The 20,109-nt window shown below is 58.2% G+C and carries 16 protein-coding genes; 9 read left to right on the forward strand and 7 right to left on the reverse strand.

Annotation, left to right across the window (positions count from 1 at the left end):
* Positions 1–65: 65 nt before the first annotated feature.
* Positions 66–347, reverse strand: a complete 282-nt coding sequence (locus tag VK574_RS14335) for a hypothetical protein (protein ID WP_472800535.1) — start codon at positions 345–347, stop codon at positions 66–68.
* 418 nt (positions 348–765) lie between these two features.
* Here VK574_RS14335 and VK574_RS14340 point away from each other — a divergent pair, with 418 nt between their 5' ends.
* Complete coding sequence (locus VK574_RS14340; protein ID WP_472800536.1) at positions 766–1,053, forward strand: hypothetical protein; 288 nt, start codon at positions 766–768, stop codon at positions 1,051–1,053.
* Positions 1,054–1,281: 228 nt separating this feature from the next.
* On the forward strand, positions 1,282–3,441 hold the full coding sequence (locus tag VK574_RS14345; RefSeq protein WP_472800537.1) for a VWA domain-containing protein: 2,160 nt from the start codon (positions 1,282–1,284) through the stop codon (positions 3,439–3,441).
* Between the two features lie 178 nt (positions 3,442–3,619).
* On the opposite strand, the gene VK574_RS14350 is transcribed toward VK574_RS14345, so the two are convergent.
* Complete coding sequence (locus VK574_RS14350; protein WP_472800538.1) at positions 3,620–5,554, reverse strand: CRTAC1 family protein; 1,935 nt, start codon at positions 5,552–5,554, stop codon at positions 3,620–3,622.
* A 389-nt stretch (positions 5,555–5,943) separates the two neighbouring features.
* Here VK574_RS14350 and VK574_RS14355 point away from each other — a divergent pair, with 389 nt between their 5' ends.
* Positions 5,944–6,687, forward strand: a complete 744-nt coding sequence (locus tag VK574_RS14355) for a DnaJ domain-containing protein (protein ID WP_472800539.1) — start codon at positions 5,944–5,946, stop codon at positions 6,685–6,687.
* A gap of 200 nt (positions 6,688–6,887) precedes the next feature.
* Positions 6,888–7,238, forward strand: coding sequence for a ComEA family DNA-binding protein (locus VK574_RS14360; protein ID WP_472800540.1), 351 nt, complete (start codon positions 6,888–6,890; stop codon positions 7,236–7,238).
* A 78-nt stretch (positions 7,239–7,316) separates the two neighbouring features.
* Here the strand turns inward: VK574_RS14360 and VK574_RS14365 are convergent, their stop codons facing one another.
* Positions 7,317–8,030, reverse strand: coding sequence for an aspartate/glutamate racemase family protein (locus tag VK574_RS14365; RefSeq protein ID WP_472800541.1), 714 nt, complete (start codon positions 8,028–8,030; stop codon positions 7,317–7,319).
* Between the two features lie 189 nt (positions 8,031–8,219).
* Between VK574_RS14365 and VK574_RS14370 the strand changes: the two genes are divergently transcribed.
* The 4 genes from VK574_RS14370 (at position 8,220) to VK574_RS14385 (ending at position 14,229) form a co-directional block, all read left to right on the forward strand.
* Positions 8,220–9,539, forward strand: a complete 1,320-nt coding sequence (locus tag VK574_RS14370; protein ID WP_472800542.1) for a Gfo/Idh/MocA family protein — start codon at positions 8,220–8,222, stop codon at positions 9,537–9,539.
* Entirely contained in the window at positions 9,536–10,405 is an 870-nt protein-coding gene (locus VK574_RS14375; protein WP_472800543.1) for a sugar phosphate isomerase/epimerase family protein, read from the forward strand. Before VK574_RS14370 ends, VK574_RS14375 begins: the two co-directional genes overlap by 4 nt.
* A gap of 236 nt (positions 10,406–10,641) precedes the next feature.
* Positions 10,642–12,759: an EAL domain-containing protein gene (locus VK574_RS14380; protein WP_472800544.1), complete on the forward strand. Its 2,118-nt coding sequence runs from the start codon at positions 10,642–10,644 to the stop codon at positions 12,757–12,759.
* Between the two features lie 132 nt (positions 12,760–12,891).
* On the forward strand, positions 12,892–14,229 hold the full coding sequence (locus VK574_RS14385; protein WP_472800545.1) for a serine/threonine protein kinase: 1,338 nt from the start codon (positions 12,892–12,894) through the stop codon (positions 14,227–14,229).
* Between the two features lie 95 nt (positions 14,230–14,324).
* On the opposite strand, the gene VK574_RS14390 is transcribed toward VK574_RS14385, so the two are convergent.
* From VK574_RS14390 to VK574_RS14405, 4 genes are all read right to left on the reverse strand, one after another.
* Entirely contained in the window at positions 14,325–15,248 is a 924-nt protein-coding gene (locus VK574_RS14390) for a ParB/RepB/Spo0J family partition protein (RefSeq protein WP_472800546.1), read from the reverse strand.
* An 82-nt stretch (positions 15,249–15,330) separates the two neighbouring features.
* Positions 15,331–16,176 carry a ParA family protein gene (locus tag VK574_RS14395; protein WP_472800547.1) on the reverse strand — a complete coding sequence of 282 codons (846 nt, stop codon included), beginning with the start codon at positions 16,174–16,176 and terminating at the stop codon, positions 15,331–15,333.
* A gap of 322 nt (positions 16,177–16,498) precedes the next feature.
* Positions 16,499–17,146 carry a 16S rRNA (guanine(527)-N(7))-methyltransferase RsmG gene (rsmG, locus tag VK574_RS14400; RefSeq protein ID WP_472800548.1) on the reverse strand — a complete coding sequence of 216 codons (648 nt, stop codon included), beginning with the start codon at positions 17,144–17,146 and terminating at the stop codon, positions 16,499–16,501.
* A complete protein-coding gene (locus tag VK574_RS14405) occupies positions 17,143–17,898 on the reverse strand; it encodes a gamma-glutamyl-gamma-aminobutyrate hydrolase family protein (protein ID WP_472800549.1) in 756 nt (251 codons plus the stop codon). Before VK574_RS14405 ends, rsmG begins: the two co-directional genes overlap by 4 nt.
* 280 nt (positions 17,899–18,178) lie before the next feature.
* On the opposite strand from VK574_RS14405, the gene VK574_RS14410 reads away from it, so the two are divergent.
* Positions 18,179–20,086 (forward strand): VWA domain-containing protein, encoded by a 1,908-nt coding sequence (locus VK574_RS14410; RefSeq protein ID WP_472800550.1) that lies wholly within the window; start codon positions 18,179–18,181, stop codon positions 20,084–20,086.
* The last annotated feature ends 23 nt before the right edge of the window (positions 20,087–20,109 follow it).

The following is a 20,109-nucleotide window of genomic DNA, read 5'->3' on the forward strand; positions in this document are numbered from 1 at the left end:
CTGACTCAGGATTCGCGCTCAGACACGCTGGCGTTCATGTTGTTTACGCTGAGCATTAATCGAGTTCACAAGCAATCCGTATACATACCTACGACCACTGGATCGGATACGACGGTCCCGTTCTCATCAACATCCACCCGATCGCCAATCAATGCTGAATCGTCGCCGCACGCGACGCTTGCACATTCGGTTAGGCCTGTCACGAAAACCTGACCACTGGCCTCGTTTTGTCCAGCCATCTTATAGAACCCCATCGGGATTCTCTCGGATGCAAAGAAGGCCGTCACATCGGCCTTTTTGGTTCCCGGTTTGAGCGACTTTTTGGCGTTCGCTTCGATTCGCTTCACTCTCGCCTGGAAGTCGACGGCTCTCTGCTTGCATCGCGATGGAATCGGGCGAACAGATTGATAGGCTTCCCACATCCAAAACCGGCAATAGCTGCTTGTGAACCAGCAGACTGCGCCAGTAGCGATTAATGCCACCGGTAATCCGATTCCGAGCGTCCATCTTCGTTTCATTCCAAGACGAACTCCTTGCCGTGGAAACCTAGACAGCCCAGTCCAGATTGTAATCCGGCATGCAAAGCATCCGGTTCAGGGCGTGTTACCGCCGATCCGGAAATTACTACTTGAGCAACAAGAAGCGAAACTGTTATCAGAAGAGTAATTTTCGTGTGGCCCACGAGACAACCGGAATGTCGCGACCGCTATCGCGAACCGACAGTCTTGACAGCCTTGACCGCTGTGGCCCGTTACAATCTCCACCATGAATCTTCGCGTGATCCTAGGGATCGCCGCAGTCGTGGGAACGGCTGCTTGCGGCTTGTTCGGCGCGATCGCCAACATCGAGATGGTAGAAGAGGTGAATTCACGCTTGCCAAAAGACGCGCAGTTCTCACCAATGGGCTGGTATCTATCAAAGACACTGCTTCTGCACCGCGAGTACAAACGGCATTTCCCGACCGGAACTCTTCTCATGAAGGTCCGGTTTGCAATAGTGGTCGCATTTGTTTGCTTGCTTGGCGGTGTGTGGGCGCTGGGGTTCTTCCAATAAATAACGAGTTCTGATTGTGTCTCACCGCCAATTGAGGAATTGCCCCATTTTTGGTAACGTCCGGTTGGACCACAATCCACTCGAAACGCCCGTAAGTGAAGAGTTGATCCGCTTCGCTAGTTGAGCCAAGGACGCCGGGCCTCAAGCGCAACGCGTGGATGCGTCATCGGAGCGAACCCACAGCTTATAATCCCCTCACGAAAGTTGGCGCGATCCGAGCCGTTTCGAATGAACAATCATCTTTGCACCTGCGTTGCTCTTCTTATTTGGGCTTCGAGCCTGGGATGTGCCCAGTCTGACACGCAGCACGCGCTGCCGAACGTCCACACTGCGGCGACCCCTTCGGCTTCAAGGGACCGGGGGGAAGGACTGATCAAGCTCGATGTCGTGGTATCGGACGAGACTGGAAATCCAGTACCCGGCCTCGGCGAGGCTGATTTCAGTCTGCTCGAGAACGGCCGCAGGCAAAACATCCTTTCATTTCAGGCCTTCGATGGCCGGGGTACATCGTCCGAGCCCCCCGTAAAAGTCATTCTGCTGATCGACACCATGGAAATGCCGGAGATTCTCGCACGCGAGGAACGCCTTGCAGTTATGACATCTCTGCGCCGAGGCGGCGGACGACTGGAGCGCCCTGCGTCCGTATTCCTGCTGGCCGATAGTGGCCTGTGGACTTTTGCCCCTTCCAGCGACGGAAACGTGCTGGCACGCGAGATCGAGAGTAATACCTTCACGTTGGTTCGCCCCAATGTGGGCTGGCAGAAATCATCGGCAATTGTGGGTTCGAAGGAACCTCCTTCAAAGGTTGCTTTGAAGGCGCTGGGCCAGATTGCCACCGAGGAACGAAAGAGGCCGGGCAAAAAGCTCCTGCTGTGGGTCGGCCCCGGCTGGGGATTAGGGAGCGGCGCATACGTAAATGCAGCAGCGGGATCGCCTCCGCCCTTCGACTCTGTCTGGTGGTTTTCCGCGCTGCTGCGGGAAGCGCACGTCGTTCTCTATAGCTTTACGGTGGGAGAAACCGATCCGCACACCCTGCTCTACAGAGACCACTTGGCCGGAGTGACATCACCGGAGAAAGCCAGCTTCATGAACCTTTATAGAAAGGTGCTGGCGGTCCAGAGTGGCGGCCGCGTGATGGAAGAAGGCCTGGATGTGGTAAAGCAAATCGAAAGCTGCGTTCAGGACGCCGGCCCCTATTACAGGATTTCCTTTGACCCATTTCCCGCAGGCCATCCGAACGAGTATCACGATCTGAAGATCGTGGTTAACCGACCGGGGCTGATTGGGCGCACCAATACCGGCTACTACGATCAGCAGTATTACTCGATTGATCCGATCCCTCAGCCCAGACGCGTGTCGCTCGCACAACTCGAACCGTTGTTGGCTGCGTCGGGTGGAAAGTCAGACGCAGACCTGGCGAAGGAACTTTCAGAACTTGCGCTCACGGAGCGGCTAAGCGAAGACAAGCTGTTATTACTAAACGCTGCCGCGTCCGGCAAGCGCGTCCGGCAGGAACTCCGCATTCTCGCGGATTCAGCGACTTTTCTGGACGCTCCGGCCAAAGAGACTCCCATCGGTGCGCCACCTGATCTAAACACGCAGCAGCACATACTCTCTCTCACGTCCGCGTACCTGAGGACGACGATTCACAAGCTGCCGGATCTTTTCGCAAGGCGAACAACAGTGCGCTACCAGGAGACACCGGTCTATTCGGCAGCCGGAAGCAGCGTCGACTATCAGCCGCTTCACGTCACCGACAGTTCGACTGCCATCGTGCTTTACCGTAATGGCCATGAAATCCCTGAGACAAAGCCTCCCAAGCGAAAGCCACATGATCCTGAATTGATCACCTATGGCATCTTCGGTCCGGCTCTCGAAGGAGTGCTCGATACAATCAATGGGAATGGCGGGTTGACCTGGAGCCGCTGGGAGCAAGGTGCTCGCGGCCCGCTTGCCGTGTTCCGTTACACCATTCCGCCGGAAACGTCGCTTCGCCCAGTATGGCTCTGCTGCCTTCCCGACGGGGACGGCACGGAAGCCTTTCAGCGCTATGCGGGATATCACGAAGAGATTGCCATCGATCCCGGAAGCGGCGCCATCCTTCGCCTTGAGTTCCAAGCCGACCTGAAATCCACAACTCCGCTGGCTAGGGAAGACATCATGATCGAATACGGTCCGGTCGATATCGGTGGAAAAACCTATGTGTGCCCGCTGAGAAGCGTCACGATCGTACGGGGGCGGACTGTGCGGATTCTTACGGACTGGGATGAAGCATTCATGGCTTACGGGCCGTACGCAACGATGGTGAATGACATCAGATTCGATGGCTACCATATCTTTCGATCCGAGTCTCATATGCTCCCCGACTTCATTCCAGTTGAAAGGTAGCGATCGAATCGGATTCCCAATCCCGACCAGGGCCTGATCTTCAGGCATCCGGGAGTATCACCGCCCACTCGTCAATAACGCAATAGTAAACAGCTGGGGAATGCCACCCGCCAGGCTTCAGACGCTTGGCACAAACTGCGTGGACGGTGGACGAAAAATCGCGAGCGTCAGTTTTGACTCACGCTTTTCTCTTTGCGGGAGTGAGCGCTTCGTTCTTCAGGAGCTTGCCGCCCTCTTCGATCACGTATAGCCGATTCACATCGAGGTCTTTGAGTGTGTCGACGGCGCCGGAAGGCCAGCGAATCTCCAATAGGTCCACTTTCTTCGCTTCATTCAATCCGAAGTGAATGCGCAGATCGCTGGCTGAGTAGTATCCGTTGCACGATTTCACGTCCTCAATTTGAAGGAGAGGCGGGGCCCCCGCGGACGGGTCTTTGTCCGTGGGGTGGTTGAGCGGTGAGGATGGCTTGGCTGTGAGCACAGGTGATCCGGTCTGCGCCACAACTTTGATGCGCGCGCCGATGCCGGTCTTGTTCGACTTTGTTCCGACCAGGCGAATCTTTACCCAGCTTCGATTCAGCGTCGAATCGCAACGCAGCAGTTGCGGAATCGCATTCACGCAATTCACCACCGCATCGAGATCGCCGTCGTTGTCATAGTCGCCCACGGCAAAACCCCGCGCCTTCGCATCGACAGTGATGCCGCTGCCACCGGCCAGGCTCACGTCCTCGAACTGGCCATTGCGCAAATTGCGATAGAGATATTTCCGCTCCGCGTAGGATGCATCCACCTGAGTGCCATCGACCTCAGGGTACACGTGTCCATTGGCGACGAGAATGTCGAGCCAGCCGTCGTTGTCGATGTCAATGAAGCTGACGCCCCAGCCCAGCAACCGCGTGTTGATGCCGAGGCCTGCCTGGTAGGTACGATCATCAAACGAGCCATCGCCGAGATTCATGTAGAGCGAGTCTGTGTCGCCCGCGAAATTGGTTTTCACGATGTCGAGCATGCCGTCGCGGTTGTAATCGCCGATCGAAACGCCCATGCCGGCCTGCGGCTTGCCATCTGGCGAATACGCGACACCCGCCTCAATCGCCGCGTCTTTGAATGTGCCGTCTTTCTGATTCACGTAGTAGGTGGCCGAGGTCGAATCATTGGCGACGTAGATATTGGGCCAGCCCGTGTTGTCCAGATCCGCTACACCGCAACTCAGTGCATAGGTCCCAAGCGTGCCCCACATGCCGGCTCGCTCGCTTACGTCTTCAAAGGTGCCGTCGCCCTTGTTGTGATAAAGGATGTTCTTGCCGCCTTCGAGTCCCGGCGGCCCGCAAGCCACCACAATGCCCTTATAGGTGCAGTTCGCGTCTTCGGGCAGTGGCGTGGTCTTCAGATCCAGGTCGATGTAGTTGCCAACGAATAGATCGAGGTGGCCGTCCTTGTCGTAGTCAAGGAATGAGCAGCCGGAGTTCCAGCGCAGGCGATCCTGCAGCAGGCCGGCCTCTTTGGTCACTTCGGTAAACGTGCCGTTGCCATTGTTGCGGAACAGCGCGTTCTGGCCGTAGTAGCTGACGAACAGGTCGTTCCAGCCATCGTTGTTGTAGTCGCCCACACAGCATGCCTGTCCCCAGCCGGAGCGCGCCAGTCCGGACTTGATCGTCACATCGGTAAATGTCCCGTCGCGATTGTTCTTGAAGAGACGGCAGACGGGCTCGTGGCCTTTGGGGAATCCTTCGAGGCGCCAGCCGTTCACAAGAAAAATATCGACCCAATCGTCCTGGTCGTAGTCAAAGAACGCGGCGCCACAGCCCGTGGTTTCGAGCAGATATTTGTTGCGGTGCTCGCCGCCGTAGATCATCTCGACATCCAGGCCCGCTTCTTTCGCCACATCGACGAACTGCACACCGAGCGGAGTTCCCGTAACTGGTGACGGCGCACCCTTGGGCGCCGGCCGAGGAGCGGCTTCATACGATTGGCGTGCGTTGCCGGCCGCTTTGGGCGCTTGAGGCGACTGCTGACCGAAGGCGGGTCGAGCCAGCCTCAAAACGTCTTCCAGGGATAAGACCAGCGCGGTTCTGGAGAGCGACTTCAAAAATCCGCGGCGGGTAAAGGACAAAACGGCGTTCTCCGTTGAGCGCACAGGCTCCGATCGGGCATTTGCGCCTTAACTGGTGAGTATATCGACCGCGCCCAAAAAGGTCGCATCTGCATTCCGCCAGAGGTGACCTGGTGAGGATCGCGATATGAAGCGGTACGCACGTAACCGCGACGCAGACTGCACGCTTGCCAGCTTCGGGAACCGCAGGATTCCATTCTCTAAGCGAATAACTGTCTTGCATTTGCATGTGGTGAAAATCAGCTGCCCATGACCCGTTCGTCACATCGAGTGTAGTTACATTCGTCGGCGGCTCCCCAAATCGGGTGATTGCTGCACCCCCGAACACCAGTGCTACGCTTCGCCTATAACAAGCCTCCAATCACGAACGACAGGAGAGGTTTCCCCCCATGATTGACGCGACCAAGACGCTGGACTACTACGAGTTTCTCCAAATCAGTCCCCATGCGGACACGGAAACGATCCACCGTGTTTACCGCTACCTGGCTGCTCGCTTTCATCCGGATAATCCGGAAACCGGTGATCCGGAGAAGTTCTTTCTGTTGAAGTCGGCCTACGACGTCCTCTCTGACCACGAGCGCCGTTCAGATTATGACCGTGAATATGACGAGGATGGGTCGGACCGCACTCCGCTGTCTGAGTCCGTCGACTTCATGGACCAGGTGCAGGGTGAGTTGAATCGCCGTCTCGCGGTGCTGGCTGTGCTCTACTACCGGCGTCGCAGCAATCCGTTTGAACCCAAGGTGAGCCTTGCCGAAATTGAAAAGCGCATGGGCTTCCCGCGCGATTACCTCGACTTCACCACGTGGTATCTCAGCAAGAAGGGCTACATCACCCGGGCGGACAACTCCGATTTCTCTCTGACCGCCGAAGGCGTGGATTTCATCGAAACCCAGCGGGTGAAGATTCCTGTTCTCAATAAGTTGCTGACCAATGGCAACATGGCCTGCAACGTCGATCTGGACGAAGACATCCTCACCCTTGAGTCCGCAAACCTGCCCATGGTGGTTTTGCCCGATATGACCAAGATTCCCGAACGCCGCGCGAACGCCCGCGAACGCCGCACCGGCGCCCCAGACTGGCGCGCGGAAAAGGTGGATCGCCGCAAGGGTCCTCGCCGTTCAGCCGAGTAACTTCTCCAACAACCACCACTCTCAAGAGCGACACGGCGAATCAGCCTCGTGTCGCTCTTTCTTTTTAGTTGTGTCTTCTGCCTCTTTGTCCTTCCAGACCACCGGCTGCAGCGGCTAGCATGAGTGCGCGGTTAAGTTCGTCTCCAAAAACTCGTCGCCGGTCTTGCCGCTTCAAAAAAAACGCACTCAAGGAGAATTCCATGCGATTCCGTCGCTTCAGCTCCACAATTCTCGGATTGGCCCTTTGCTCGCTGCTCTGCCTGCCGGCCACAACCTTTGCCCAGACCCCGAGCAAAGCCAAACCCGCAACCGCCGCCGCCAGCAAACCCGCAAAGGCAGCGCCGGCCGGCGACCTGGTCGACATCAACTCGGCGACAGCCGATCAGCTCAAGGCGCTTCCCGGCGTCGGTGATGCGTATTCGGCGAAGATCATCGCCGGTCGGCCCTACGCCAACAAGACCCAATTGAAAAGCAAGGGGATTGTTCCGGCGGCAACCTATGACAAGATCTCCAGCCTGGTGATTGCCAAGCAGCCAGCAAAGAAGAAGTAGCCTCTTTTAATTCTTGCAATACGACAGAAAGGGACGCACATGCGTCCCTTTCTGCATTTGCGACCGAGCCAATCGAAGTCAGACAGCGTTGACGGGATCTGCCACAGAGCGCTTGAGTGCTGCCCACGCCAGCAGCCGCGTTGAGTCCAGCGCCGGCAGCGGCGAGTTCTTGTTGCCGAGGATGAGCGGAATCTCAGTGCAGCCCAGCACGACAGCATCGCAGCTTTCGTCTTTCATGCGACGAATCACAAGCTGAAGATACGTCACCGATTGCGGCCGAAAGACGCCGTACACCAGCTCGTCCATGATGATGCGGTCGATCTCCTTTCGCTCTTCTTCCGTCGGGCGCAGGTGGTCAATGCCACGCACTGCCAGCTTCAGCGGATAGACCTCGCTCTCCACCAGCGAGCGCGTACCCAGCAGTCCAAGTCGCTGATAGGCGCGCGCCACGGCCTCATCCGCAACCACCTCCGCAATGTGCATCCATTGAAGCGGCGATCGGGGCTCGACCAGGTGCATGGCCTGGTGGATGGTGTTGTCGGGACAGATGACGAAGTCCGCGCCGGCGCTTTTCAACTTACCGGCCGAGTCGAGCATGAGATCGGCCACGCCTTCCCAGTCGTTCCGCTCGATGCACTCCACATAGGCCGCGAGTGAGTGGGTGTGCATCGTAACCTCAGGATGCGCGTGCGGACCCAGCAGCTGCGCGCCCTTTGCGCAGATGGTGCGATAGCAGAGCGCCGCGCCTTCGGCGGAACAGCCCACGATCCCTATATGTTGCGGCGTACGCATTCCACGATTCTACGCATCTGAAAGAACCCAAATCCTGCCGCGGTCCGAACCGTCTGTGCCCGCAGGCGGGACATATCAACTCGCCGCCTGAACCGCACGATATAGCATGTCCATGCGCGAACGGCACAGCTCCGGCGAGCTTCGAGCGCGAACGAAGAACCTTGAAGGTTGTGCCCCGGAGGAGACTGCATGGTCACCAGACGTGAATTCCTTGACACACTTGCCGTGGGAGCGGCCGGGCTTGCGATCGGCTCAACCGCGAAAAGCTACGGCCAGATCCTCGGCTCCAACGAACGGCTCAACTTCGCCGTCATCGGACTGAACGGTCGCGCCTACGCGCACCTTTCTTCGCTGAAGGCCAATCAGGATGCAGCCCACATCTCGCATGTCTGCGATGTCGAGAGCAACATCCTGGCTAAGTTTGCGGCAGAGACCAGGAAAATGATGGGCTACGATGCCGCGACTGAAAAAGACTTTCGCAAGATTCTGGAGCGCAAGGATATTGACGCGATCACCATAGCCACGCCCGATCACTGGCATGCGCCGATGGCGATCATTGGACTCCAGGCCGGCAAGCACGTCTATGTTGAAAAACCCTGCAGCCACAATCCCGGCGAGGGTGCGCTTCTGGTTGAGGCGCAGAAAAAGTACGGCAAGCTGGTGCAGATGGGAACGCAGCAGCGTTCGTCGCCGCACACCATCGAGATCGTCAACAAGGTTCACAACGGGTTGATTGGGCGGGCTTACTTCGCAAAGTGCTGGTACGACAACACGCGCAAATCCATCGGCGTCGGCAAGGTTGTTCCGGTACCGGCCACGCTCGATTGGGATCTCTGGCAGGGCCCCGCGCCGCGCCAAACCTACAAAGACAACGTGCAGCCCTACAACTGGCACTGGTTCCGCATCTGGGGCACAGGCGAAACACTGAACAACGGCACGCATGAAGTGGATGTCTGCCGCTGGGCGCTTGGCGTCGATTATCCGACCCGCGTCACCGCCTCCGGAGGCCGCTACGCTTTCAAGGACGATTGGCAGTTCTACGACACGCTGGTGACGAGTTACGAATACGACGACAAAGCGATCTCGTGGACGAGCGCGAGTTCCAACGGCATGCACACGTACAATCGCGGCCGTGGATCCGTAATTGAAGGAACCGAAGGCAGCGTGCTCGTCGACCGCGACGGCTACGAAGTTTACGATCTGAAGGGCAAGAAGACGGACGAGTTCAAGGTTGGCAAACAGACATCGACCGCGGACCTTATCGGCGCCGACTCCATGACTGACGCGCACTTCGCCAACTTCATCGCCGGCATACGCAAGGGCGAAAAGCTGAACGCGCCGGTCTCGGTAGGGAATGTTGCCGTGACGATGCTGCAGCTTTCAAACATCGCGTGGTTCGTGAACCGCGAACTCGACCTCGACCCGGCTGACGGAAAAATCAAGAACGATCCCGAAGCCATGAAGTACTGGAACCGCGAATACGAGAAAGGATGGGAGCCGCGCATATGAATCTCTCACGCCGTAATTTTGTCCGCTCTTCAGCTCTGCTTGCTGCCGCCTCAACACTGCCGGTTGCGCGCAACGCGTTCGGCCAACTCACCGAAGCCAGCGGTAAGCCCTCGCCCATCAAGCTGGGCCTTGCCAGCTACACGTTCCGGAATTTCCCGCGCGCCCAGATGATCACCTGGATGAAGCAGCTCAACATCACCAGCCTCAATCCCAAGGATGCGAAGGACCATTTGCCGATGGATCCGACGGCCGAAGCCCAGGCTCTGTCTGACTATGAGGCCAATGGCATCCATCTCCACGCTGCCGGCGCCATCTACTTCCAGAAAGACGATGACGATGACATCCGGGCGAAGTTCGAGTACTGCAAACGCGCGGGAGTGAAGGTCATCGTCGCCGGTGATCCCGCGCCCGCCACGTTGCCGCGCGTGGAGAAGTTCGTGAAGGAGTACGACATCAAGATCGCCATCCACAACCATGGACCAGAAGACAAGATCTTCCCGTCACCGCATGACGTGCTGAAATTCGTGAAGAACATGGACCCACGGATGGGCTGCTGCATCGACGTGGGCCACTGCGTCCGCGCGGGCACCGATGTCATTGAAGCGATCAAGGCCGCCGGTCCGCGCCTCTTCAACATGCACATGAAAGACCTGACCAGCTTCACGGCGAAAGAAAGCCAGGTGGCAGTCGGTGAAGGCAAGATGCCCATTCGCCAGATTTTCGAGGCCCTGACGGAGATCAACTACCCCGGCTGGGTCGATCTGGAATATGAGGTGCATGGCGACGACCCAATGCCCGGCGTGACCGAAAGCTTCGCCTACATGCGCGGAGTGCTCAACGGAATGGGCTACAACCCGCGCACCTAGCGCCAGAAACTCATCCGTTGATCCGACGGTCGTCAAGCCGGGTAGCGCCAGGGGAAGCGCCGGCCCATTCAAATCGAGCCTCGGGCCGGCTCAATCCAGGCCGAACGGGAAATGGTCGCGCGCGTTTGCGATACCGGATATATTTGTGACCTGCCGCGCATCAGGGAAATCCCTATGCGAAAGATTGATACTCCGTCCTGAGGCGCGCACCCAGGGTGCAGATTGGGAGAATTACGATGAAGGAGCGCTCCGGAACTCACCTGACGCCCCCTGCCTCGTATTTCGCTGATTTTGCTTCCTCTTACGGCGAGGAGATCGATCAACTTCTCGGGCACCTCCTGCGCCTTCATCCGCGCGTCAACGACGATATTCGCGCGTTTGCCGACTCCTTCTATGACCATTTGAGCAACCAGGCCCAGGGCTCGGCAATCCTGGCCCGATTGAGCCCGGAAGAGTTGGAACGTCTCAAGTTGAAGCAAATGCAGCATCTTACGCAGATCATTTCCCCGGGAATGACCCCGCAGGATCAATACAAGAGAGCGCTCCTTGTCGGCTGGATCCACGAAATGGTCGGCGTAAGCCTTCCAATGTTGATGGAGACCTATCATCTCTACCACGCCCAGATTAATGCGATCCTGCTCGCAGCTGATCTGGCCCCCCTTCAACGCGACCGGCTCAGGGCAGCAATGCATCAGCGGGTACAGCTCGATGTGGAAGCGCAGATCGCCAGCCATGCGCGCTTCGATGGCGAGATCGCATCCCTTCTCGCCACGCTGGATGTGGCGATTCAGAAAGCTCGAAATCTTGCCGACACTCTCCGGTATACCTTCCAGGCTCTCGGAGAATTCGAAGGCATCACGGCATGCCTTTTTTCCCGGCCCGACGCCCACGGTGTCATGCAAATCGAGGCTGAAGGCGGGGAGGAGGGCCCGGCTTATGCCGAGGCTATGCGAACGCGGCGCATTCCATTGTTCGAAACGCAGGTTTCAAATCAAGCCGGAAACGGCCCTGCCGGGCGCGCCTGGCGTTCCGGGCAGATCCAGATCAATAGCTCGTTTCAGGAGAATCCCTCGATGCACGCCTGGCGGGATGAGGCTTTGCAGCGGGGATTTCGTTCCTCCGCAGCGGTTCCCCTCCTCGACGAGTCCGGTCAGTCGTTCGCAGTCCTGAGCCTCTATAGCAACTGGCCCGGGTTTTTCAGCGCTGTTACGCGGGAAGCCATGTTGCGCCACATCCAGCAATCCTTGAGCCAGGCCATCCTCCGTTGCGAGCAGACTTCGGTGCTTTCCGCCGATTTGAGCAGGGACTATCGGCACTATCTCGACGACGGCGCGGTGGAGATGCTTTACCAGCCCATCATCGACCTGCGCACCGGAAAGCTCGATAGCCTCGAGGCCCTGGCGCGGCTGCGCGGCGCGGATGGAATGCTGATTTCGCCGGCGGCATTTCTGCCGGCATTCGGCAATGCCGGCTTGTTGCGCCTCTTCCAACTTGGCCTCGACCAGCTTTGCCGCGACCTGCGCTCATGGCGGGATAAAGACCCCGAACTGGGTCTGTCGGTCGGTCTCAATCTTCCCCCTGATGGGCTTACACAGGATGCCTATCGGGATTGCGTCTTCGAAACGCTTGCGCGCTGCGAATTGCCGGCCACCGTACTGACCCTGGAGATGCTGGAGAGCAAGGAGTCGCACGATGTCGCCAGGCGCGATGCGCGCATCGAGGAATTCCAGAAGGCAGGCATCCGCATCGCGCAGGACGATCTGGGCTCCGGTCACAGCTCGCTTCTGCGCATGGACCGCGTGGCCTGCGATCGCGTGAAAATCGACCAGGGACTGGTACGCGGCACGTTGAAGCGACCCGTGCGGGCCCTCGAATTCATCTATCACCTGACCCTGCTGGCGCAGGGCTTTGGCGCGCCCGTTACTGTGGAGGGCCTCGAAGACATTGGCCTCATCGAAGCGGCCGCCATTCTCGGCGCGGACTACGGCCAGGGTTACGGAATCTCAAAGCCCATGCGGACGCAGGACGTGATGACGTGGAGCGCGGCATGGGTTTTCCCCATCGACGCCGAGCATCCCCGCACGGCTCTCGGCGCTTTGGCGGGTTATCTGCTGTGGGACCACAAGCTGGGAATGCTGTCGGACTGGCCGGAACTCGCTGCCAATTTCATCAAGGAACCGTGGCTCGTCCACCGCTATCTTGATCGCGGCGTGAACGCTGATCCGGAACTGCCCTCCATGCTGGAACGCACCCAGATCCTCGCTCTGCACGGCAAACGAAGCCCCAAGTACGCGAAGATGCGCAAGGAACTTATTGAACGCCTCGGCGAAAACTGGCTGCAGGAGAGACAGTGATCGCGATCGACATTTCCTTGCGCTCCCGCCTCGCCAAGCAACTTTCCTGATTCCCCCTGCATTCCCTAACTTGAGACCTGTTCAATCGTTGATCGCGAGAATGAACACAACCTCGACTACACTGATTACGCCATGACTGCAGTGCTGATTCGCGGCAGCCTGGTTGGCCAGGTCATCGACGGGAGATTCTCGCTCCTCGAATGGCTGGGTGGATCAGGCACCAGCGGTACCTTCCTTACCGAACTTTCCGGCCCCGGTTCTCAGAAGGCAGCCATCAAGCTCTTCTCCACGCCGGCCCAGGCCGAGGACCGTCTCTCCACCTGGACAGAAACGACCTCGTTTTCGCACGTGCACCTCGTGCGCATCCTGCACTTTGGCCGCGCTGAAATCGATGGTGCGCCCGTGGTCTACGTGGTCACCGAGTTCGCGGAAGAGGTGCTTTCGCAGATTATCCCTGAGCGTCCACTTGCGGCGGATGAAGCGCGCGAGATGATCGTGCCGGTCCTCGACGCACTCTCTTATCTGCACGCGAAAAACTATGCCCACGCTCACCTCAGGCCTTCGAACATCCTGGTTGTCGAAAACGAAGTGAAGCTGTCCGCGGACAGCATTCTTGCGGAAGACAGGCTGGCACTGGAACTCGAGAGCGGCGACCTCCATAACGCACCCGAGACGGCGACAAATCCCATTGCGCCGTCGGCCGACATCTGGTCGCTGGGCGTGACCCTCGTCGAAGCTCTCACACAGCAGTTGCCCGTGTGGGACTCCGCCGGTGACGGCGATCCAGTGTTGCCCGCATCTCTACCGAAGCCTTTTGCCGCGATCGTGCACCAGTGCCTGCGCATTGATCCTGAGCGGCGGTGCACGCTGAGAGAGATCCGCGTCATGCTCGCGGGCAAGAGCGACCCGGTTTCGCCGCTGCCGCCGCCGCAGGAACTGCCGAAAAGGAACACTCCTACCCAGAGCGCAGCGAAATCATCTTCGGCGCGCATTCCCATGATTCCGCTGATCGTAGGCTTGCTTCTGCTGGTGGCCATCATCGTCGGGCTCCTGCTTCGCAGCCACAAAACCAACACCGATCCGCTCGAGACGGAAACGACACGGCAAGCGCCGCCGGCCAAGCCCGATCCACAGCCACCTGCGCCAACGACCGCGACGGCCGGACCTCAAAAAGGCGAAGTCCTGCATCGCGTTGTTCCCGATGTTCCACAAACCGCGAGCAACACGATTCACGGCAAAATAGCGGTTGCCGTCCGCGTCTCCGTCGATCCCACCGGTGCGGTCACCAATGCGGAGTTCGTAGTGCACGGCTCCAGCGCCTACTTCGCGCGCCTCGCGATGGAATCGGCCCACGACTGGAAATTCAAAGCGCCACAGCAAAACGGCCACGCAGTCGCCAGCTCATGGCTGCTCCATTACGAGTTCAAGCGGAGCGGCACCGACGTCACGCCCGTTGAAACAAGTCCCTAAGCGAAGCGATGCTCCTGATATGCAATCAAATAGTTGCGTATTTCTTAAACTAGATTCGGTAGAATTTCCGCGAACAGGGACGGAGCCTCTCGAACTTAGGCCTGTTCGCCGGCGAGCTGTTCCAGCAATCCGTCGAAGTCGGCCAGGTCGGCATACTCGATGATCACGCGGCCGCGGCCGTGCTTGTCTTCGATATGGACCTTCAGGCCGAGTGCACGCTGAAGCTGCTCTTCCACTTCCTTCACATTGGGATCGGCGGGAATCTCGGGCTTCGGTTCTTTCTTTGCTTTCTCGGGAAAGAGGATGGCCTGAACCAGGGTCTCCGTCTGGCGAACAGAAAGCGAAAGATTCGAGACTCGCTGTGCTGTCTTCTCGAAATCCAGATGCAACTTCAATCCTAACAACACTTTAGCATGTCCAAAGCTCAACACTCCAGATCCAACGAGCTTCTGAACCGTTTCCGGCATACTCAGCAAGCGCATGTAATTCGTGACCGAGACGCGATCCTTGCCGGTGCGCGTCGCGATCTGCTCCTGCGTCATGTGGAACTCGCGGGAGAGTCTCTCGAAGGCTCTTGCCTGCTCCATCGGGTTGAGGTCGGCGCGTTGCAGATTCTCGACGATGGTGATTTCGAGAGCCTGTTCGTCCGAAACCTGGCGCAGAATCGCGGGAATGGTTTTCTTGCCTGCAAGCTGCGATGCCCGCCAGCGCCTCTCGCCGGCGATCAGCTGGAAGCGGCCGCTTGCCAGGGGCCGAACCAAAACCGGCTGCACAACTCCATTCGCGGTAATCGACGCGGCCAACTCCGCCAGTTCGCCTTCGTCCATATGGGTGCGCGTCTGGAACGGATTTCGATCGATCTCTTCGATCGCAATCTCGCGCGGCTTTCCCCCTTCAGTCTCAACCGGTTTGGACACGTTGACGGGAGCTGGAGTGGCATTTCCCTGGCTGCGGGGGAGTAAGGAATCAAGGCCCTTACCGAGGGCGCGGCGTTTGGTGTCGGTGGTTGCGATGCTCATCCTTCAATTCCTTTACCCCAGAGGCAAAGCCGGGGATTCTTCGATCAATCTGCAAATTGGCGATGCCCTGTAGAGGCCGCGCTCAGGAATATGGCCAGAAGCGGACTTCAGCCTTTGGTTTTGAATTTGTGGCCACCTTCCGCTCGATGCTTTTGGGACTCTCGATGCGATTCCTGGCCAGATACTCGCCTGCGAGCTCAAAGTAAGCCTCGGTGCCGCGCGAACGCGAATCGTAAATCGCCACGGGCTTGCCGTGACTGGGAGCTTCAGCGAGGCGGATATTGCGCGGAATTACGGTAATGAAAAGCCGATCGCGGAAGTGTTCGCGGAGCGTGTCGCGCACCTGCTGCGCTAGATTGGTGCGATCGTCGTACATGGTCAGCAGCACGCCTTCGATCTCAACGTTGTGGTTGAAGGCCGAGCGAACGCGTTCCAGAGTCGACATCAGCTCGGTAATGCCTTCCAGGGCAAAGTACTCCGCCTGCATGGGCACGATGAGCGAATCGGCCGCAACCAGGACATTGACGGTCAGCAGATCGAGTGCCGGGGGGCAGTCGAGAATAACGACGTCGTACTTGTCTTTGACTGGAGCAAGAGCCTGGCGAAGGCGAACCGCACGATCTTCTACGTTCGTCAGCTCGATATTTGCGCCGGTAAGGTTCTTCGAGCCTGGAAGTATCCAGAGATTTTCGACCCCACTGGGGAGGATGACCTGTTCTGCCTCCGAATCTCCGACGAGGACGTCGTAGATAGAGTGGCGATTGTCATCGCGGGCGACACCGAGGCCGGAGGAGGCATTTGCCTGCGGATCGCAGTCGACCAGAAGGATTTTGAGGCCCTCCAGCGCGAGGCAAGCGGAAAGATTGATGGCGGTGGTGGTTTTGCCCACACCACCCTTTTGATTGACAACGCCGAGAATCTTTCCCATAGCGTCTCAGGTTAAAGGAAGCGGGCAGCGTCGTGCGGAATTGAATCTGTGGAGAACCTGTACATGTTGTGGAAAGCGTCGGAAGCCTGTAATGGAATTGCTCCACAAAGTCTTTTATCTCAATCGGTTCCGAAGAGAGGGTCCTTGGTCGGAATTTGAGTGCCCAGTGAGGCAACCCAGTGGAAAACTCTGGCCCCGTGCTTGCGGGAGATTCACAATCAGACGTTGGGGGAGCATGTTCCACGTGGAACATTGACGCCGACCCCAGATCGGAAAGCATAGCCAATGTTCCACGTGGAACACGTCCCTCTGCTTCTTAAGATCAGGCCGTTAGTTCGATTTTCGACGCCAGAATCAACACTCGTCGCTCTGATCCTGGCATTGGGATGAGTGTCCCACATTGCAAGGCGCCACCAGTAGCTTCCAGCACCGCCAAGTTGGCTTGGGTCGTGAATACAGCCAGCCACCCGCCGACCCGGATCAGTTTCGACGCTGCGGCGACTGCCTGCTCCATCCGATCCACCGCGCGCAGCGTCACGCAGTCGAACCGCTCTTCGATCGTTTCTCCGCGTCCGCCAAATACTCTTGAGCCCAGCTTCAAGCTGCGCAGAACTTCCCGAAGGAATGCCGCCTTCTTGCTTTGCGATTCTGCGAGGGTGACATTGATCTCAGGACGGCAAAGTGCGATGGGAATTCCCGGGAAGCCTGCTCCGCTGCCAAAGTCTAAAAGCGTCACGATCCCGGTCGGCAAGGCCTGGGCGCAGGCGATTGATTCCACAAAATGGCGGCTGAGAATTCCCTGAGGATTCCGGATTGCGGTCAGATTCATGCGCGCATTCCAGCGGAGGAGAAGTGCGAGGTACTCCGCAAACTTCGCTGTCGTTTCCTCGTTGATGGGCTTGAGACCGGCTGCCAGCAGCTGTTCGTTCAGGCGGTTGGCAATCGACTCGGCATCGTCGGCCGGAGTCATGCCGTTGCGACCGAGGCTTCCGCCGGGCGCAACCGCCAGGCTTCGGCTGCAACCACGAATGTCGAAAAGAGGGCGCGGGATAGCGCGCTGACAGTATAGGTGCGTTCGGGATGCCATTGGACTCCCACCACAAAATGATCGGATGAGTCCAGTTCAACCGCTTCAATCACCCCATCCGCCGGGCTCACGGCGGTCACGCGCAGATTGTCTCCGACGCGGCCCACGGCCTGGTGATGGCTGGAATTGCATTCCTCATCCAGAACATGTCTGGCAGCCGCCGCCAGCCGCGATCCAGCAACAATGTGAAGCGGATGGGCGTTGATCACATCTCGGCCCGGGCTATGGTTGACCTTCGTTGCGAGAACCGTTTCGAGGTCCTGGATCAGCGAGCCATTCCGCCAGACATTCAGAGTCTGTACACCATGGCAGATCGCAAATATCGGCTTGTGGAGGTTGAATGCATCCTGCAGCAGAAGTTCGTCAACCGCAGTGCGTCCTGCATCGGCTGGCCCACATGCGGCGATGCGTCCTTCGCCATAGCGTTCCGGATCGACGTCAAAGCCGCTTCCCGGAAGCAAGACACCCTGGGTACTGGCCAGCAAGCGGGCGACGCGGTCCTGGCGCTCGTGCAGTGGAACCACGACCGGGAGTGCACCAACCGATTGGAGGGCGGCGAGATACGGCGGAAGGGAACGCGCGTTGTAAGCGGCGTCATTCGAAGTTGGCTCAGGAATCGCAATACGGATTGACATAGACGTTTTCCAGTGTATGCGAGATTTCTCGCTTAAGCATATTGTCTGTAAACAAGGCCCGAAATGTATGCTTATAAATCTTGTAACTGGTTGATATTAAATAATTTACTTATGTAATGTGATTCTATTTGATCGCCGTTTCATTCAGTTCCGCAAGCTCGCTGCGCGAAGCAGATTGACGTAATCTGCGAAACAGCGGACCGATTCGAGCTCACGGATCGCTGACAACTGCCGACGCAGGACTAGAGTATCCTTGCGGTTTTCAGGGAGAAGGCTGGGGATGAAGCGGACTATCTGCATTCCGATCGCGTTGATCCTGATCGGCAGGACCATCGGTTTGATGGGTCAGTCAGAAGGAAGCACGACCAACGGAAATCAGGAAACGACACTGCGCGTAAACAGTCGCGCCGTGCTGGTGGACGTCCTGGTGACCGACAAGAAGGGCGCGCCGGTGCGCGGCCTGGCACAGAACGCATTCACGGTGAAAGAACAGGGAAAGCCGCAGACTGTCACATTTTTTGAAGAGCACCAGAGCGCGGAATCGACGGGCATTGAGAGTCTGACACTCCCACCGAATGTATTCAGCAATCATCCCGGAGAACCGCAGCCCGCGGCGGTCACGGTGCTGCTTCTCGATGCGCTGAATGCATCGGTTGAGGATCAGGCGTTTGTGCATCAGCAGGCTCTTCGATTCTTGAGGACTGCAAAGCCGGGATCGCGTATGGCGATCTTTACGATGTCATCGGGCCTCCATTATGTACAGGGATTCACGGATGACCCAGCGCTCCTGGTGGCCGCGCTAAACGCGAAGAAGGGCAACGGCGTGGAGCAGTCGTCACTGTTGACGTCGGGGAGTATATCGAATGCGGAGCAGGGTGCAGTGAACATGATGTCGCAGTCGACACCAACGTCGCCGACTCCCGGCGGATCGTCCCCTCCAACGACGGCAGCGTCGCCGTCCATGATTGCGGGGCTGGAGAGTTTTCTGCACGAAACGGCAGCCTCTGAAGAGAGCGATCGCGAGTATCGGACGCTGACAAATCTGCAACAACTGGCAACGTTTCTCGGAGCATTTCCCGGCCGCAAGAACCTCATCTGGTTTTCAACATCGTTTCCCGCTGAGGTATTCGCGAAGACGGAGCCGCGTTTTGAGGGCGATGTAAAGAAGACGGTGAACCTGCTGACTGCGGCCCGGGTAGCGCTTTATCCGGTAGATGCGCGCGGGGTTGGCGAGCACTCCTTCTATACGGCAGGGGATCGACAAGCAGTGGGTGCCAATTTACCAAGAGAGATGAGCGGCGCAAGCGACCTCGGGGCGGGGCCAGGCAATTTGAGCCCGAATAGCCCTGGGGCTGGAGGCAACCCGCTGACCGCCAGTGCTCTGGGAGGACCGGATACCGGGAACACTAAAAATGAACATCCCCTCGCAGTTGAGAATGAGCAGACGAACAGCAAGCACTCCACGATGGACATCCTGGCGCATGACTCCGGTGGGCGTGCGTTCTACAACACCAACGGGCTGGCAAATGTGATTTCTGAGATTGGGAAGGCGGGCGCGGATTTCTATACGCTCTCGTACGTCCCGGAGAAGGCGAAGATGGATGGCGGATTCCGCAACGTCTCTGTCGAAATCGAAGGCCAGAAATACAACCTGAGTTATCGGCGCGGGTATTATGCGGCCGATGCGGATCGTCCCGGAGCAGCAGAGGCGACGGCTACCGCATCCCAGGGAGGGAAGCAGGCGAATCCCCTGGCGCCATTTATGGCTCTGGGCATGCCCGAGAGCGAGCAGATCGGGTACCGGGTTGCTATAAAGCCTTCGGTGGATGCCGCCGCGGACGCAAAGACCGTTAGCTACGATGCAGTGTTCACGGTGACGGTGGACGATCTAAGCCTGAAAGTGGATGGCGACGGTATACGCACTGGAGCGCTCATTGTCGGCTTGACAGTGTATGACCGCTACGGACAAGTCGTGAACCAGCAGGCGCGGCGTGCAGCGGTGACGCTGAAGCCGGAGGTTTACGCGGCGGTGAAGACGGCAGGGTTGGGGATGTCGGCAAAATTCGAGGCCCCAGCGGGACAGTACTGGCTACGCACCGGTGTCTATGACGAGGGGGGCGCAAAAGTCGGCACGGTGGAGATCCCGCTTGCCGCAGTGAAACCCGTTGTCGCGCAGGGCGGAAACTAAGCGGAAGCGAGCGAGCGTTCGTT

Origin of the sequence: Occallatibacter sp. (genome assembly GCF_035317045.1) — a bacterium.
In the GTDB taxonomy this organism is placed as follows: Bacteria; Acidobacteriota; Terriglobia; order Terriglobales; family Acidobacteriaceae; genus Telmatobacter.